We start from the raw sequence: 15503 nt of genomic DNA on the forward strand, positions 1-15503 counted from the left end.
GCCATGGACGAAACCGTGTACGACGCGATTGTCGCTGTCCTGATGTTCGGCGGGGCACTGATGTCCCTGGCGGCGGCCATCGGCCTGATCCGCTTCCCCGACCTGCTCAGCCGCATGCACGCTGCGTCCAAGCCGCAGGTCCTCGGCCTGCTGCTTTTCCTGCTGGCCATGGCCGTGGAGTTCCGCAGCTGGAAACTGCTGCCGGTCCTGGCCGTCGCATGGATCTTTATGCTGCTGACGGCACCTGTTTCCGCGCACATGGTGGGCCGGGCCGGGTACCGCACCAAGCACCTGCGGCCGGAACTGCTCGTGATCGACGAACTGGACGACGTCGTCGAGCGCGCCCAGCGATTGCTCCAGGACGCTGAGGCGGAGGCGCTCGAGGACGAAAACGAGGACCCGCGCGTGGACGATGATCCCGGCGAGGAGGAACCGGCCTACACCGGGGAACTGGACGACGACGAACTGCTGGCCGGCCGCGAACGCGAGGCCGGGTTAAGCAGCGGCGCCCAGCACCCGGGAAAGAATCCCGAGGGCTGAGCGCCGCAGGCGGTGCTTGGGCCGGCAGGCCGGGTCAGACGACCTCAGGGGTCTTCTGGTAGCGCTGGATGGCCCGCTGCGTGCCGCGGTTGGTCAGGACCCGGATGACCGAGCTGACGGCGCCGGACACCACGGCGAAAGCCACGGCAGCGCGGAGGCTGTTTTCCAGGCTGCCCTCGGCGTCCTTGGGCGGCTCGTTGCCCGTGGCCTTGGTCCAGACGAAATCCAGTACCTTGGCGGCCACGATTCCGGACAGGATACTGGCTCCGGTTCCGAGCAGTTTGAGGATCAGGTTCATGGGTACTCCTAGCTTCGGGCGTTTTTCCTAACCCTACGGTATCCGTTCGGTACCCCTGCGGGGAGCGGGCACGCGTGTGTAGAGTGGTACCGCAAACACACGACAGGGGAGCGCCCCCTCCGCACGGCCTTCGGGCAGCGGAGACAAGGCGCTGAGAGTGCGGACATCCGCAGACCCTCGAACCTGATCCGGTTAGTACCGGCGAAGGGAGTCGAGAGCTCAGGGAATTCCCGCCACGTCCCGGCACCCGCCGGGGCACGGCAGGAACGGCACCGGCATTGCCGGCGCGCCACTACCCTCCCCTCCTGCTATCAGGAGGATATTCATGAACCGCTTTACTTCTGCTGCGGCACCGTCCGCAGCCAAGCCCGCAGCGCCGGCACGCACATGGCGCGTGGTGGACATTGTTGTTGCGTCCGTAGTGGCCGTGGCCGTGGGCGTCATTTTCTGGGCCTGGTCCCTCGGCTACGCCGGGATCAGTGCGCTGACCGCCGCGTTCCCGCCGCTGGCAGGCCTCTATACCGGCGGCTGGCTTATTGCCGGTGTGCTGGGCGGGCTAATCATCCGCAAGCCGGGGGCCGCGATCTACTGCGAAGTGCTGGCCTCGGCCGTGTCCGGTGTGCTGGGCACCCAGTTCGGCCTATCCGTGCTGCTCTCCGGCTTCCTGCAGGGCCTCGGTGCCGAACTGGTGTTCCTGCTGTTCCTCTACCGCCGCTTCTCCCTGCCCGTGGCATTGCTGGCCGGGCTGGGTTCGGGCCTGTTCCTGGGACTGAGTGAAAACGTTCTGTACAACGTGGAGTGGGCAGCTCAGTGGAAGCTGTTGTATGTCCTGCTCACTGCGTTCTCCGGTGCGGTCCTGGCCGGCGGACTGTCCTGGCTGGCGGTCCGGGCATTGGCACGGACCGGCGCTCTGGCACCCTTCGCGTCCGGACGGACAGGCAAGGCATAGCGGTGCGGTTTTTGAACGCCCGCCGCCGGGCTCCCGGCGCGGCCGCACCCCGGGTGCTGCCTTCCGCCGTCGCGCGGCGCAGCAGTCCCGCCGCCGTTACCGCCCAAGGCTGGGGCTGGCGGCACGGGGGCAGGGCCGGTGCGGCTGTGTCCGGACTGGACCTGTCGGTAGCACCGGGGGAGCGGGTGCTGCTGCTCGGGGCCTCCGGCGCCGGAAAATCCACACTCCTGCATTCCCTCGCGGGCGTGCTGGGACCGGATACCGGTGGGGAGGAACAGGGCAGGATCTCAGTGGACGGTGTCCATCCGGCGGATCCCGCAGCCCGCGGCCGGACCGGACTGGTGCTGCAGGATCCCGATGCGCAGACCGTGCTGTCCCGTGTGGGGGATGAAGTTGCCTTCGGCGCCGAGAACCTTGCGGTCCCGGCCGGGGAGATCTGGCCCCGGGTGCGGGCCGCACTGGCCGACGTCGGACTGGACGTGCCGCTGGAGAGTTCCACTTCCGCTCTCTCCGGCGGGCAGAAGCAGCGGCTGGCCCTGGCCTCCGTGATGGCGATGGAACCCGGACTGCTGCTGCTGGACGAGCCCACCGCCAACCTGGACCCGGCGGGCGTGGCGGAAATCCGCGACGCCGTGGTGCGGGTGCTGGACCGCACCGGCGCCACCGCCATTGTGGTGGAGCACCGCGTGGAGGTCTGGGCGGAGGTGGTGGACCGCGTGGTGGTACTGGCTGCCGGCGGCGGTGTCCTGGCCGACGGACCACCCGAGCAGGTGCTGGGGGATCCGGGGCACCGGAAAACCCTGGCCGCAGCCGGGGTTTGGCTTCCGGGCGCCCGGCCGGAGATTCCCGGCGGTGCGTGGGCCCCGGCTGCCGGCGGGAACCGGCTGCTGGCGGCCCGCGGGCTGGCTGCCGCCCGGACGGGCCGCGGACCTGCCGTGGTCACCGGGGCGGACCTGGCGCTGGACGCCGGAACCGCCGTCGGCATTACCGGACCCAACGGTGCCGGCAAATCCACCCTCGCCCTGACCATGGGCGGCTTGCTGCGGCCGCGGAGCGGAACGATCGCCGCCGAACCGTTGCTGGCCGGCACCGCTGCGCCCGAACCGCACCGGTGGACGTCGGCGCAGCTGGTGAGCAGGATCGGAACCGTGTTCCAGGAACCGGAGCACCAGTTCCTCACCAACACCGTGCTGGACGAACTGTCCTTCGGCCCGCGCCGGCTCGGGCTGGAAAAGGAGTCCGCGGCCCGGGTGCGGGAGCTTGCCGAACGGCTGCACCTCGACGCCCTGCTGGATGCCAACCCCTTCACGCTCTCCGGCGGGGAGAAGCGCCGGCTGTCCGTGGCAACCATGCTCGCCACGGCGCCGTCCATCCTGCTGCTCGATGAGCCGACGTTTGGCCAGGACGCCCGAACCTGGGCGGAACTGGTGGCCCTGCTGCGTGCCCAGCTGGACGATGGCCGGTGCGTGGTGTCGGTGACCCACGACGCCGGCTTCATCCAGGCGCTGGGCGCGCGGACCCTGCAGGTGGGCGGCGGAACGGTCCGGGACGCCGCCGCCGAGCCGGTGCCGGACCCGGCAGCAGGGCCGGCCGCGGATAATGCAACCGAGGTGCTCCGGTGAGCCGGGCGGAGATCTCGGCCGCGGAGTCCGGTGGAACGGCGCCTGGAGAAGACGCGGGCGCGCCCGTCCGCACCGCCGTTACTTTCCTGGCCCGCGCCAACCCGTTGTCCAAGCTCACGTCGGCGGCCCTGCTGACCCTGGCGGTGCTGGTCACCGTGGACTGGGTGAGCGCCGCCGTCGTCCTGGCCCTGGAACTTCTCCTGCTGCCGCTGCTGCACATCCGGGCGGGTACGCTCCTGCGGCGCATCTCGCCGCTGCTGGTGGCCGCGCTGATCGGTGCCTGGGGTACGGCGCTGCTGGCGGAGAAGACCGGGGCGGTGCTGTTCGCAGCGGGACCGCTGATCTTTACCTCCGGTTCCGTGGCCGCGGGTATTGCCATTGGACTGCGCGGGCTGGCCATAGCCCTGCCCGGGATCTATCTGCTGACCAGCACCGATCCCACCGACCTGGCCGACGCCCTGGCGCAGAAGCTGCGGCTGCCGCACCGGTTTGTGCTGGGCGCACTGGCGGCCATGCGCCTGGTGGGTTTGCTGGTCGAGGAATGGCGGACCATCGGGCTGGCCCGCCACGCGCGCGGCGCGGGGCCCGATGCCGGTGCGGCGGCCCGGCTGAAGGGTTTCGCCGGGCAGGCACTGGCCTTGCTGGTGCAGGCCATCCGCCGGGCCACGCGGCTGGCCGTGGCCATGGAGGCCCGCGGGTTTGGCGCGGGGGACCGGTCCTGGGCACGGACCTCAACGTTCAGCAGGATCGACGCCGCGGTGCTGGCCACGGGAGTGGTCGTGTCCGCCGCCGCGGTGGCAGCGGCGCTGGCGGCCGGCACGTTCAACTTCATCCTGACCTGAGCATCGGGGGCTGAGTGCTCAGAGTGCGGTGTCGGCCAGCTTCGCGAGTTCGCTGTTCAGGCTCTCGGAGAAAGGCAGCTCGCGGCCGTCGATGGAACGGACCGGAACCAGCAGCCGGATGCTGGAAGCCAGCCACACGCCGTCGGCTGCGAACAGGTCCTCCGGAACCATTGGGCCGTAGCCCAGTTCCCAGCCGGCAGCTTCGGCGGCCTTAAAGAGGGCGTCCTGCGTGGTTCCGGCCAGGATGCCGCTCTTCCGTTCGGGGGTCAGCAGGGTCCGCACGCCGTCCCGTTCGCGGGCCAGCACCACCGTGGAGGTGGGTCCCTCCAGGACCTTGCCGTCCGAGGAGGTAAAAATGGCGTCATCGGCCCCATGTTCCTTGGCGTAGCGCAGGGCGGCCATGTTCACGGCGTAGGAAAGCGTCTTGGCGCCCAGCAGCAGCCACGGTGCCCGGGACGCGGCCATGCTGTCATAGCCGCGGTCCAGCAGCAGCACCTTAATCCCGTCGGTCTGCTGCCGCGCCGCGTCGGGCGCGGCGGAAACCTGCACCCACGCCGTGGAGGTCCCGCTGCCTTCCACGCCCCGGGTGGCCACCAGCTTCACCGCGGCCCGGCCCTGCGGCCCGGCAGCGCCCTGCCCGAAGTGCAGCGCCAATGCCGTGGCGATGGCCCGCTCCCAGGCCTGGCGTACCGGGATCTGCAGGTCCAGCAGCTGTGCCGAGGACGCCAGCCGGTCCAGGTGCGCGTCCGGTTTCCGGGGCACACCGTCCACGGCCAGCAGCGACTCGAAAATCCCGTCACCGCGGGTGACCCCCAGGTCGCTCACGAGCAGATGCGGCACCGCAGGATCGGCAGGGCGGCCGTCGGGGTACGCGGAATCCAGGAAAACCAGAACAGTCATGGCACCAGCCTAGCGGCGCGGGACACGCCCGGGACCCCCGTACCGATAGGCTGAGGGCAGGGTGCTGCTGGGAGGAGCTTGAGCGTGTGGTGGTCTCTGACCGGTTTTGACCTGTCCGGATGGACGGCGACCGTGCTGGCCGTGGTGGATTACGGTATCCGGATTATTGCGTTGGGCGTTGTTCCCGGCAACCGGCGTCCCACGACGGCCATGGCGTGGCTGCTGTGCATCTTCTTCCTTCCCATCCCGGGCATCATCCTCTTCTCCCTCTTCGGGAACCACCGGCTGTCGGACCACCGGGTGCGGCGGCAGGCGGAGATCAACCGGGCGGTGCGCGAGAACACCAAGGAACTTGAGGCCGAGGGCAGTAATTACGGCGGGCCGGAGTGGGTGCTCAACGCCGCCGAGCTGAACCGCCGGCTGGGGTCCTTCCCTACACTGGACGGCAACAAGGTCGACCTGCAGCGCGACTACGCGGAGTCCATCGACATGATGACCCGTGCGGTGGAAAAAGCCGCTCGCTACGTGCATGTGGAGTTCTACATCATGGGCTACGACGCCCAGACCAGGCAGTTCTTCCAGGCACTCAAGTCAGCGGCTGCCCGCGGCGTCACCGTCCGGCTGCTCTTCGACCACATCGGCACCCTGCGGATCAAGGGCTACCGGAAGATGCTGCGCGAACTGCGCAACAGTGATGTCCAATGGCGGCGGATGCTGCCGGTGGAGCCCTTCCGGGGCCGCTGGCGCCGTCCGGACCTGCGCAACCACCGGAAACTGGTGGTGGTGGACGGAGCCGTTGCGTTCACCGGATCGCAGAACCTCATTGAGCCTGCCTACCACAAGGGCCGCAACCGCCGCTCCGGCCGCAAATGGGTGGAGCTGATGGCCCGGGTGGAAGGACCGGTGGTGGATGAGCTCAACGTCGTTTTCGCCACCGACTGGAACGCCGAAACCGATGAGAACCTAGAACGCGAACTCAGCCTGTACGAATGGACCTACGATCCGGGCAACGTGACCTGCCAGGTGGTCCCCAGCGGACCGGGCTTCAGCACCGAAAACAACCTGCGCCTGTTCGCGTCCCTGATCTATTCGGCCAGCGACCGGATTTCCATCACCAGCCCGTACTTCGTGCCCGATGACACCCTGCTTTACGCGGTGACGACGGCGGCCCAGCGCGGCGTGGAAGTGGAACTGTTCGTTTCCGAAAAGGGCGACCAGTTCCTGGTGGACCACGCCCAGCGCTCCTACTACGAGGCGCTGCTCCGGGCCGGGATCCGGATCTACCAGTACCCCAAGCCGCTGGTCCTGCACGCCAAGCACTTCACCATTGACAACGAGGTGGCCGTCTTGGGCTCCTCCAACATGGACATGCGTTCTTTCTCGCTGAACCTCGAAGTCTCCATGATGATGTTCGACGGCACCATCGTGGAACAGATGCGCCGGGTCGAGGACACCTACCGCGCCCTGTCCAAGGAACTGCTGCTGGAGGACTGGGTGGACCGCCCCCTCTGGCAGCGCTACATCGACAACGTGGCCCGGCTGACCGCCACCCTGCAGTAGGAGCCCGCGCGGCGGCCAGCGCCGGCAGTTCAGGCAGCGCGGTCCAGCACGCCGAGGACCGACGCCAGCGCCGCTGCTGCATTGGCGCCCGGACCCACCATCCGCACCGCCAGGTCAGCGGCGGCGGACGCGTCGTCGTCGGCCGACCAGCGCCGCTCCTGCGCGGCCCAGCGCTCCCAGTGCGGGGCGTAGGTGCTGCCGTCGCGCTCCAGGGCGTACCGGCGGCGGACGGATTCCTCGGCGGCCACCCACACGGCGGTGTCCAGCATGCTGCGGGCCTCGCGGTGCGCGGCGCCCACCCCTTCGAAGACGACGGCGTCGGCCGGTTCGGTGCTCCGCCAGGGTCCGCGGCGTCCGGCTTCCCAGTCCCAGGCCTGCCAGCGGGCCGTCTGCCCCCGGGCGAGCGGACGCAGGACCTGCTCCCGGTAGTAGGCCATTCCCGATTCCAGGCCGTCCCAGCCGGGGTAAATGTCCTCGAGGTGGAACAGGCGCACGCTTCCGCGGCGGCTCAAGGCTGCGGCCACTTCGGTGGCGAGCGTCGTTTTGCCGGCTCCGGAGAAACCGTCGACGGCGATGAGCAGGGGTTTGCGGGAGTCTCCGGTGGAAGCTGCGGGCTCAGCGGTCATGGCGGCTTTCGCGCCGGTTCGCCAGGAGCTGTTCCACATACTCCAGCACGCCCGGCACGGCGGCCGTGATGAGGGCGTAGGACTCCTCGAAGTCCTTTTGGTCCCCGTACCAGGGGTCCGCAATGCCCAGTTCCGCACAGGGGTGCGGCCGGCCGGCCGGTGTCTGCAGGGCCGGGTCGAAGGCCCGCAGCATCATCACCTTGGCCCGGTCCGCCTGCGTGGGGGCCTGCAGCGACAGTTCCATAAAATGGCCGTAGTCCATGGCCAGGATCAGGTCACGTTCGGCGAACCATTCCGGCTGGAACCCGCGGGCCCGGAAGGCAGCGATGCCAGTATCCGGATAGCCGTGGCGCCGCAGTTCGGCCGCGGCCCGCTTATCCATCGGCTTGCCCGCTTCCCAGCCGCTCAGTCCGGCGGAGTCCACCGCCACTGCCGCCGGCTCTTCCCCGGCAACCGGCCGTTCCGCGGCGGCGTCGCCGAAGGCGCGGGCCAGCGCAAACTGGGCCATGGGGGAGCGGCAAATGTTGCCCGTGCATACGGTCTGGATCCGGAACATGCCTTAAATCCTACGCAGAACGCCGGCCTGCTCAGGCCCGGGCGAGCAGCTCGCCGCAGGGCATCAGGAACCAGCCGTCCGGTGCTGCGGCCCATTCCTGCCAGCCGGCGGAGAGCCGTTCCAAACCCTCCCGGTCCGCCAGCCCGCGTTCGGAGGCCTGCTCGGCGAAGGCGGAACGCAGCACCCGCTCGGACCATGACGCGGCCAACCAGGCCCGCTGGTCTTCGGTCGCGTACAGCCAGTTGGAGGATGAGGGTGTCAGGTCCGTGAACCCTGCCTCCAGTGCCCAGGAGAGCAGGTGCCGCCCGGCGTCGGGTTCGGCCTGGTTGCCGCGGGCAATGTGCTGGTAGACCTGCATCCATTCGGCCAGCTCGGGAACCGCCGGGTACCAGCTCATGCCATGGAAATCGACGTCGCGCACTGCCACCAGCCCGCCGGGCTTGGTGACCCGGCGCATTTCGCGCAGGGCGGCCACCGGATCCGCCAGGTGCTGGAGCACCTGGTGGGCGTGGACCACGTCGAAGGTCTCGTCGGGGAAGTCCAGGTCATAAATGTTTCCCCCGGCGAAGGAGGCATTCGCCAGGCCGCGGGCGGCGGCCAGTTCGTGGGCCAGGACCAGGACGTCCTCAGAGGCGTCCAGGCCGATCACCGGCCCGGGGGCTGCCAATTCGGCAAGGTCCGCCGTAATGCTGCCCGGGCCGCAGCCGACGTCGAGCATGCTTATGCCCGGCTTCACTTCGGGCAGCAGATACGCGGCGCAGTCCTTCGCTGTGCGGACCGCGTGGGCGGACACCACGCTCTGGTGATGGCCGTGGGTGTACGTTTCGGGACGCATAGCAGGACCCTACCGCCCTCCGGCCGCCGCAGGGAGCCAAAGCGCGACCGCGTGTTCCGCAAGGGCTCCAACCAAACTTGAGCCGCATGCGCTCAAGTTTGTTGACAAAGAATCAGCTCTGAGTAAAGTTGAGTCCAGAACGCTCAATTGCTCTACGCGATGTCCAGCGGAGGAAAGCCATCCCGGTCCGGGAAGGGAACCGCCGCGGAGAAGTCACGAAGATGCGGGTTTTTCCAAGGAAAGAGGAAGCAAATATGTCACGTGCAGTAGGTATCGACCTCGGAACCACCAACTCGGTCGTCTCGGTCCTGGAAGGCGGCGAGCCCACGGTCATCGCCAACGCTGAAGGCGGCCGCACCACGCCGTCGGTCGTGGCCTTCGCCAAGTCCGGCGAGGTCCTGGTTGGCGAGATCGCCAAGCGCCAGGCCGTCAACAACATTGACCGCACCATCTCCTCCGTCAAGCGCCACATGGGCACCGACTGGAGCGTGGACGTAGACGGCAAGAAGTACACCGCGCAGGAAATCTCCGCCCGCATCCTGATGAAGCTGAAGAACGACGCCGAGGCCTACCTCGGTGAGAAGGTCACGGACGCCGTGGTCACCGTTCCGGCCTACTTCAACGACGCTGAGCGCCAGGCCACGAAGGAAGCCGGCGAGATTGCCGGCCTGAACGTGCTGCGCATTGTCAACGAGCCCACCGCAGCTGCCCTGGCCTACGGCCTGGACAAGGGCAAGGAAGACGAACTCATTCTCGTCTTCGACCTTGGCGGCGGCACGTTCGACGTTTCCCTGCTGGAAGTCGGCAAGGACGAAGACGATTTCTCCACCATCCAGGTCCGCGCCACTGCCGGTGACAACCGCCTCGGCGGCGACGACTGGGACCAGCGCATTGTGGATTACCTGCTGAGCCAGGCCAAGGCCAAGGGCGCGGACCTGTCCAAGGACAAGATCGCCCTGCAGCGCCTGAAGGAAGCCGCGGAACAGGCCAAGAAGGAACTCTCCTCGGCCACCTCCACGAACATCTCCCTGCAGTACCTCTCGGTCACCCCCGAAGGCCCGGTCCACCTGGACGAGCACCTTTCCCGTGCCAAGTTCCAGGACCTGACCAAGGACCTGCTGGACCGCACCAAGAAGCCGTTCAACGACGTCATCGCTGAAGCCGGCATCAAGGTTGCCGACATTGACCACATCATCCTCGTGGGCGGTTCCACCCGTATGCCCGCCGTTTCCGAACTCGTGAAGCAGCTGGCCGGCGGCAAGGAACCGAACAAGGGCGTAAACCCGGACGAAGTTGTGGCCGTTGGCGCCGCACTGCAGGCCGGTGTCCTGAAGGGCGAGCGCAAGGACGTGCTGCTGATCGACGTCACCCCGCTGTCCCTGGGCATCGAGACCAAGGGCGGAGTGATGACCAAGCTGATCGAGCGCAACACGGCCATCCCCACCAAGCGCAGCGAGACCTTCACCACCGCGGATGACAACCAGCCGTCCGTGGCCATCCAGGTCTTCCAGGGCGAACGCGAGTTCACCCGCGACAACAAGCCGCTGGGCACCTTCGAGCTGACCGGCATTGCGCCGGCTCCGCGCGGTGTCCCGCAGATCGAGGTCACCTTCGACATCGACGCCAACGGCATTGTGCACGTGTCCGCCAAGGACAAGGGCACCGGCGCCGAGCAGTCCATGACCATCACCGGCGGGTCCTCGCTGTCCAAGGACGACATTGACCGGATGGTCCGCGAGGCCGAAGAGCACGCAGCCGAGGACAAGAAGCGCCGCGAGGCTGCCGACGTCCGCAACTCGGCCGAGCAGCTGGCCTACTCGGTGGACAAGCTCCTCACCGACAATGACGACAAGCTGCCCGAAGACGTCAAGACCGAGGTCAAGGGCGACGTCGACTCGCTGAAGAAGGCCCTTGAGGGCACGGACAACGACGACGAGGTCAAGAGCGCGTTTGAGAAGCTGCAGGCTTCCCAGACCAAGCTCGGCGAAGCCATCTACGCTTCGGCCTCCGCTGCCGGTGCTGAAGGCGCCCCGGGCGCCGGTGCGGCCGGTGACGGTTCCGCTGCCGGCAGCGCCAACGATGACGAAGACATCGTGGACGCCGAAGTTGTCGACGACGAAGAAAAGAAGTAATCATGCCGGCGGGTAACGAGCACGGGAACACTCCCGAAGGCGAAGAACCGGTAAGCGGCCAGGGCACGCCCGGCCAGGACGAGACGCAGGCCAACGGCGGCACCGGGGAGGAAGCATCGGCTTCCGCCCCGGCAGCCGGGGGCGACGCACTGTCCCAGGCGGAGCAGATCCTCAACAACGCCGACGTGCCGGCGCAGCCTGCTGCCGCCGGTTCGCCCGAGGCGGCGGAACTGCGCAACGACCTGCTGCGCCTGCAGGCCGAGTACGTGAACTACCGCAAGCGGGTGGAACGCGACCGGGATGTGGCCCGGGAAATGGCGGTAATCGGTGTGCTGAATTCACTGATGCCGGTCCTGGATGACATCGACGCCGCACGCCAGCACGGCGACCTGGCGGAGGGCCCCTTCGCCGCGATCGCCACCAAGCTGGAGAACACGCTGAAGACCTACGGCCTGGCCCGTATCGATGAGACCGGGGTGGAGTTCGATCCGAACATCCACGAGGCGCTCATCCAGCAGCAGAGTGCGGATGTCACGTTCGATACGGTGACGCAGATCCTGAGGTCCGGCTACAAGTCCGGCGACCGGGTCCTGCGTGCCGCGCAGGTGATTGTTTCGGTTCCGGAACAGTAAGCAGTACCGCGTCCGGGGCCGCCAGCAGGCGGCCCCGGACATTTCCATAGGCAGGTCCCGCAGCAAGCCGGGGCAGCAGCAGGTCCGGTGGCCGTGCTCGAAACGAGCGGGATCGGCAAATGAGGAAGGGGACGCCAATTGGCTAGTCAGGATTGGGTCGATAAGGACTTTTACAAGATTCTGGGTGTTCCCAAGGATGCGTCGGACGCCGACATTAAAAAGGCGTACCGGAAACTGGCACGGAAATACCATCCGGACCAGAACCAGAATGATGCTGACGCCGAGCGGATGTTCAAGGACCTTTCCGAGGCCTACTCCGTTCTTTCCGACGCTGAGGAGCGCCAGCAGTACGACGCCATCCGGGCAATGGGAAGCGGTGCCAGGTTCACGGCCGGCGGCCCCGCTGGTCCCGGCGGCGGCGCCGGCGGCGGTGCGGGCTTTGAAGACATCTTTGGCGGCCTGTTCGGCCAGGGCGCATCCCCGCGCGGGGGCCGGCGCACCACGTTCAACGCCGGCGGCAGCAACATACCGCCCGAATTCGCCGACCTCTTCGGGGGCGGCAGCGGGTTCGGCGGCGGCGGGTTTGGCGCCCCGCCGCCCACCAAGGGTGCGGACCGCACGGCCAGCACCACTATTTCCTTTGCCGGGTCGATCAACGGCACCGTCATCGGGCTGCGGGAACCCAGCGGGGAAGTAGTCGAAGTCCGGGTGCCTGCCGGCGTCAAGGACGGGCAGAAGATCCGGGTCCGGGGCAAGGGCCAGCCCGGTGCGGCCGGTCCCGGGGACCTGATGGTTACTGTGCACGTCACCCCGCACGACTTCTTCACCCGGGAAGACAACAACATCCGGATCCATGTGCCGGTCACCTTCCCCGAGGCCGCCCTGGGCGCGACCGTCGAGGTGCCTACGCTGACCTCCGATACCGTCCGCCTGAAGGTGCCCGCCGGAACGCCGTCCGGGCGCACCCTGCGGGTCAAGGGCCGCGGCGTCCACACGTCCAAGGGCAACGGCGACCTGCTGGTGACCGTAGACGTCGCCGTGCCGTCCCACCTGAACAAGGATGCCCGCGAAGCCGTGGAAGCGTTCGCCGAAGCGACCAAGGGCGAGGACCCGCGAGCCTCGCTGGCAGCCAAAGCCCGGCTATAGCGTGCCGGTCGCCGGAGGGCGAACTTCCCGCGTTACTATTTCAACAGCCGTCAAGGAGGAACAATGGGCATAGATGCTAATGCGCCTATTTTTGTGATCTCCGTTGCCGCTGAGCTTGCGGAAATGCATCCGCAGACCCTCCGGCAATATGACCGGCTCGGCATTGTCCGGCCCAGCCGGGCGCCCGGCCGGTCACGCCGTTACTCCCAACGCGACATTGAACTGCTGCGCGAGGTCCAGAAACTGTCCCAGGAGGGCGTTTCCCTGGAGGGCATCAAACGCATCATGGAACTGCAGAACCAGGTCACCGGGCTGCGCCAGCGGATCGTGGAACTATCCACGGAACTGGATGAGGTCCAGCGCCGCAACCCGGACCACAGCCGGGTCTTTGCGGCCGGGCTGGCCGGCGACGTCGTTACCCTCAGCCGCGGACAGCGGCCGCCGGCGGCCGCCACTGCCGTGAAGCAGCTGGGCCTGGTCTCGCTGATGGAACGCCGCAGCCGGCTGCGCGCGCTTCCCGCAGGCAAGACAGCGCAGCGGAACTACGCCGACGACGGATACGTCCAGTCCCTGTAGCACTCCTCTTTAGGGGCGCAGTCCGGCGAGCAGTATGGCCAGCATGGGTTTCCTGTCCTCCGGGGTGCCCAGACGAACAGCATGCTCGATCCCGCAAACCAGGTGGGAGAGCTGCGGCAGGGTCAGTTCGCTGCGGATAATGCCCGCGGACTTGGCCCGGGCGAGCACAGCTTTGAATGCAGCGAAAATCTCCTCCTTTGCTGCCCGCACCCCCTCGGTTTCATCCTCCGGGGAAAGCAGGACGGATTGGAGTCCGCCGTCCTCCAGTTGCAGTTCGAGGGCCGCGCCGAGGTAGAGGGCAAGCGCTTCGCCTGGATCCGGTTCAGCTGCGGCACGGCGTGAAATCTCCTGCATCCGGCCCAAGGTGTCGGCCGTGAGTGCCTCCAACAGTGCCCGCATGGTCGGGAAATGGCGGTAGACCGTCCCTACCCCTACGCCCGCCTCCCGGGCGAGGTCATTCATCCGCAGCTCTTGGGGGTCATGCCGGCGGGCCACGTCTAGGATCCGTGATCGGCTGCGGGCGGCATCTGAACGAAGCGGTGGCATGGGTCCAGTGTAACTCAATCGGATGAAGTATCCGTTTCGTGTGCTAGGTTCTAAGCGGATAGATGATCCACTTAGATTCGAGAGGGCAATCATGACCTGGAACCCAGCCACCCTTCCCAGCCAGACGGGGCGCACATTTGTTATTACCGGGGCCACAGCGGGTATAGGATATTTCGCCGCCGAGCAGCTGGCCGGAGCGGGGGCACACGTTGTCCTGGCCTCCCGATCGGCTGACAAATTAGGCGCGGCCCAGGCCTCCATCCGGAACTATGTGCCGGAGGCCTCCCTCTCCGAGGTGGTGATCGAACTGGGTTCCTTCGCGTCCGTGGATGCAGCCGTAGGCAAAATTGCCGCGTTGCCCCGTCTGGACGGCATCTTCCTCAACGGTGGAGCCATGACCATGAACCGGCGAACCATGACAAGTGACGGGCTGCCGATCCTCCTGGGCACCCACGTTGCCGCCAACATTCGCCTGATGGCGGGCATCCTGCCCCTGCTCTCGGCCACAGGGGAGACCGGCGGCAGGCTGAGCCGCGTGGTGCATGCGTCCACGGGATTTGTCGGGATCAAGCGGTACGGGCTGCAGGACGTGCGGGGCCTGCCATGGACCGGCATTGGCGCCTATACCAAGGCCAAGACGGCCACCGAGGTTTTCGGCCATGAACTCGACCGCCGGCTGCGTGCAGCGGGTCTCCCGGTGGCGTCAGTCCTCACCCGGCCCGGGGTGGGCGTAGATGCCAAAACGCCGGAACGGGCGGGTGTCCGGGATGCTGCGACACCGTACCGGCGCAATCCCTACACACCGTGGGCACAGGGGAAAGACGCCGCGGCATACCCCGCCGTGCGCGCCCTGACCGATCCCGCGGTGCGCGGGGGAGAGTACTTCGCCCCGGAGGAGCGGCTGCGGGGAATGCCCGTGGCCGTGGAGCCCAACGCGCACACGGCAGGCCCGGTTGAATCGCCGGAGCGGCTCTGGCTCCAGCTCGAAGACCTGGCCGGCGTGCAAATCCCCGGACTTGGAGCCCCGGCAACGCAGCCGGACCTGCGCTAGCGCGGTCAGCGCAGCCGGCGGGCCCGAAGCACCACATCCTCGTTGTGGTGGGCGCCGGCACCGGAAGCTACGTGCCGCGGACGGGTCTCCTGCGCCTCGATCCGCCAGTCCCCGTCCAAGGCGGCGGCAATATCTGCCGGGAGCACATACTGGTCCAGATCGTGGCTGTGCCCGGTGTCGGAGGTCAAGGCATGGTGCACCACCAGGAGCAGGCCACCGGGGGCGACCGCCTGCAGCAAGGCCTGTTCCGCGGCATGATCTGCTGTGCGCAGCAATGCCGGATACTGAGCAGACACCAGGTCGAAGGACGCCGCGGCGAGCTGGGCTTCGACCAGGCCGCTGTGCACCCAGGCGATCTGCAGGCGCTGCATTTCCGCCTGCCGTGCTGCCCGTTCCAGGGCTACGGAGGAAACGTCGAGTGCGGTCACGTCCCAGCCGCGGGCGGCCAGCCACAGCGCGTCGGCGCCTTCGCCGCAGCCGACGTCGAGTACCCGCCCCGGAGCCAGGGCAGCAGCTTCCGAGACCAAGGCACCGTTCGGCTGCCCGCTCCACAGGGCTTCACTGGCCGCGTAGCGCTGGTCCCACTCTTCTTCCACGCCTGCCGGTTCCGGCAGGGGAGGGGCAGGCTGCGGCGCGGGACGGGCGGGCTGATGCGGGGTGTTCGAATCCATAACTGAAGCATGCGCCGGCCA

General features: G+C 67.8%; 16 protein-coding genes, 1 pseudogene and 1 riboswitch. Of the genes and pseudogenes, 10 read left to right on the forward strand and 7 right to left on the reverse strand.

Going from position 1 to position 15503, the window contains the following annotated elements; translation table 11 throughout:
• Positions 1-3: 3 nt before the first annotated feature.
• Positions 4-345, forward strand: a pseudogene (mnhG, locus tag QNN98_RS03440) (monovalent cation/H(+) antiporter subunit G); the annotation flags it as partial.
• Between the two features lie 229 nt (positions 346-574).
• On the opposite strand, the gene QNN98_RS03445 reads toward mnhG, so the two are convergent.
• Positions 575-838: a DUF4235 domain-containing protein gene (locus tag QNN98_RS03445; protein ID WP_227925467.1), complete on the reverse strand. Its 264-nt coding sequence runs from the start codon at positions 836-838 to the stop codon at positions 575-577.
• 94 nt (positions 839-932) lie between these two features.
• Positions 933-1065: riboswitch (TPP riboswitch) on the forward strand.
• Positions 1066-1163: 98 nt separating this feature from the next.
• On the opposite strand from QNN98_RS03445, the gene QNN98_RS03450 reads away from it, so the two are divergent.
• The 3 genes from QNN98_RS03450 to QNN98_RS03460 are packed head-to-tail and all read left to right on the forward strand — an operon-like array spanning position 1164 to position 4251.
• A complete protein-coding gene (locus QNN98_RS03450) occupies positions 1164-1787 on the forward strand; it encodes an ECF transporter S component (RefSeq protein WP_227925465.1) in 624 nt (207 codons plus the stop codon).
• Between the two features lie 56 nt (positions 1788-1843).
• Positions 1844-3409 (forward strand): ABC transporter ATP-binding protein, encoded by a 1566-nt coding sequence (locus QNN98_RS03455; protein WP_502864562.1) that lies wholly within the window; start codon positions 1844-1846, stop codon positions 3407-3409.
• Positions 3406-4251 carry an energy-coupling factor transporter transmembrane component T family protein gene (locus tag QNN98_RS03460; RefSeq protein WP_331461469.1) on the forward strand — a complete coding sequence of 282 codons (846 nt, stop codon included), beginning with the start codon at positions 3406-3408 and terminating at the stop codon, positions 4249-4251. The genes QNN98_RS03455 and QNN98_RS03460 overlap by 4 nt, the downstream gene beginning before the upstream one ends.
• Before the next feature lie 18 nt (positions 4252-4269).
• Here QNN98_RS03460 and QNN98_RS03465 read toward each other — a convergent pair whose 3' ends face one another.
• Positions 4270-5151, reverse strand: coding sequence for an aminodeoxychorismate lyase (locus tag QNN98_RS03465; protein ID WP_227911768.1), 882 nt, complete (start codon positions 5149-5151; stop codon positions 4270-4272).
• An 84-nt stretch (positions 5152-5235) separates the two neighbouring features.
• Between QNN98_RS03465 and cls the strand changes: the two genes are divergently transcribed.
• Entirely contained in the window at positions 5236-6711 is a 1476-nt protein-coding gene (gene cls, locus QNN98_RS03470) for a cardiolipin synthase (RefSeq protein ID WP_442860301.1), read from the forward strand.
• A 29-nt stretch (positions 6712-6740) separates the two neighbouring features.
• Here the strand turns inward: cls and QNN98_RS03475 are convergent, their stop codons facing one another.
• The 3 genes from QNN98_RS03475 to QNN98_RS03485 are packed head-to-tail and all read right to left on the reverse strand — an operon-like array spanning position 6741 to position 8728.
• Positions 6741-7337 (reverse strand): uridine kinase family protein, encoded by a 597-nt coding sequence (locus tag QNN98_RS03475; RefSeq protein WP_283996278.1) that lies wholly within the window; start codon positions 7335-7337, stop codon positions 6741-6743.
• Positions 7327-7893: a low molecular weight protein-tyrosine-phosphatase gene (locus tag QNN98_RS03480; RefSeq protein WP_283996279.1), complete on the reverse strand. Its 567-nt coding sequence runs from the start codon at positions 7891-7893 to the stop codon at positions 7327-7329. The genes QNN98_RS03475 and QNN98_RS03480 overlap by 11 nt, the downstream gene beginning before the upstream one ends.
• 31 nt (positions 7894-7924) lie before the next feature.
• Entirely contained in the window at positions 7925-8728 is an 804-nt protein-coding gene (locus QNN98_RS03485; protein WP_283996280.1) for a class I SAM-dependent methyltransferase, read from the reverse strand.
• Between the two features lie 254 nt (positions 8729-8982).
• On the opposite strand from QNN98_RS03485, the gene dnaK reads away from it, so the two are divergent.
• The 4 genes from dnaK (at position 8983) to QNN98_RS03505 (ending at position 13214) form a co-directional block, all read left to right on the forward strand.
• Positions 8983-10860 carry a molecular chaperone DnaK gene (gene dnaK, locus QNN98_RS03490; RefSeq protein WP_227925456.1) on the forward strand — a complete coding sequence of 626 codons (1878 nt, stop codon included), beginning with the start codon at positions 8983-8985 and terminating at the stop codon, positions 10858-10860.
• A gap of 2 nt (positions 10861-10862) precedes the next feature.
• A complete protein-coding gene (locus QNN98_RS03495; RefSeq protein ID WP_227911763.1) occupies positions 10863-11492 on the forward strand; it encodes a nucleotide exchange factor GrpE in 630 nt (209 codons plus the stop codon).
• 138 nt (positions 11493-11630) lie between these two features.
• A complete protein-coding gene (locus QNN98_RS03500) occupies positions 11631-12638 on the forward strand; it encodes a DnaJ C-terminal domain-containing protein (protein ID WP_283996281.1) in 1008 nt (335 codons plus the stop codon).
• A gap of 63 nt (positions 12639-12701) precedes the next feature.
• Positions 12702-13214 (forward strand): heat shock protein transcriptional repressor HspR, encoded by a 513-nt coding sequence (locus QNN98_RS03505; protein WP_227911761.1) that lies wholly within the window; start codon positions 12702-12704, stop codon positions 13212-13214.
• Positions 13215-13223: 9 nt separating this feature from the next.
• Here QNN98_RS03505 and QNN98_RS03510 read toward each other — a convergent pair whose 3' ends face one another.
• Entirely contained in the window at positions 13224-13760 is a 537-nt protein-coding gene (locus QNN98_RS03510) for a TetR/AcrR family transcriptional regulator (protein ID WP_227911760.1), read from the reverse strand.
• Between the two features lie 91 nt (positions 13761-13851).
• Between QNN98_RS03510 and QNN98_RS03515 the strand changes: the two genes are divergently transcribed.
• Positions 13852-14811, forward strand: a complete 960-nt coding sequence (locus QNN98_RS03515; protein WP_227925452.1) for an SDR family NAD(P)-dependent oxidoreductase — start codon at positions 13852-13854, stop codon at positions 14809-14811.
• A 5-nt stretch (positions 14812-14816) separates the two neighbouring features.
• Here the strand turns inward: QNN98_RS03515 and QNN98_RS03520 are convergent, their stop codons facing one another.
• The gene (locus QNN98_RS03520; protein ID WP_283996282.1) at positions 14817-15482 is read right to left on the reverse strand and encodes a class I SAM-dependent methyltransferase; all 666 of its coding nucleotides are present in this window, start codon (positions 15480-15482) and stop codon (positions 14817-14819) included.
• Positions 15483-15503 lie beyond the last annotated feature (21 nt).

The organism is Arthrobacter sp. zg-Y1143, assembly GCF_030125565.1.
Taxonomy (GTDB): domain Bacteria; phylum Actinomycetota; class Actinomycetes; order Actinomycetales; family Micrococcaceae; genus Arthrobacter_B.

Bases quoted from the DNA above. Each gene is read 5' to 3' on its own strand.
- QNN98_RS03445 (WP_227925467.1), bottom strand. From the start codon at position 838: ATGAACCTGATCCTCAAACTGCTCGGAACCGGAGCCAGTATCCTGTCC.
- QNN98_RS03450 (WP_227925465.1), top strand. From the start codon at position 1,164: ATGAACCGCTTTACTTCTGCTGCGGCACCGTCCGCAGCCAAGCCCGCA.
- QNN98_RS03465 (WP_227911768.1), bottom strand. From the start codon at position 5,151: ATGACTGTTCTGGTTTTCCTGGATTCCGCGTACCCCGACGGCCGCCCT.
- QNN98_RS03475 (WP_283996278.1), bottom strand. From the start codon at position 7,337: ATGACCGCTGAGCCCGCAGCTTCCACCGGAGACTCCCGCAAACCCCTG.
- QNN98_RS03480 (WP_283996279.1), bottom strand. From the start codon at position 7,893: ATGTTCCGGATCCAGACCGTATGCACGGGCAACATTTGCCGCTCCCCC.
- QNN98_RS03485 (WP_283996280.1), bottom strand. From the start codon at position 8,728: ATGCGTCCCGAAACGTACACCCACGGCCATCACCAGAGCGTGGTGTCC.
- dnaK (WP_227925456.1), top strand. From the start codon at position 8,983: ATGTCACGTGCAGTAGGTATCGACCTCGGAACCACCAACTCGGTCGTC.
- QNN98_RS03495 (WP_227911763.1), top strand. From the start codon at position 10,863: ATGCCGGCGGGTAACGAGCACGGGAACACTCCCGAAGGCGAAGAACCG.
- QNN98_RS03505 (WP_227911761.1), top strand. From the start codon at position 12,702: ATGGGCATAGATGCTAATGCGCCTATTTTTGTGATCTCCGTTGCCGCT.
- QNN98_RS03510 (WP_227911760.1), bottom strand. From the start codon at position 13,760: ATGCCACCGCTTCGTTCAGATGCCGCCCGCAGCCGATCACGGATCCTA.
- QNN98_RS03515 (WP_227925452.1), top strand. From the start codon at position 13,852: ATGACCTGGAACCCAGCCACCCTTCCCAGCCAGACGGGGCGCACATTT.
- QNN98_RS03520 (WP_283996282.1), bottom strand. From the start codon at position 15,482: ATGGATTCGAACACCCCGCATCAGCCCGCCCGTCCCGCGCCGCAGCCT.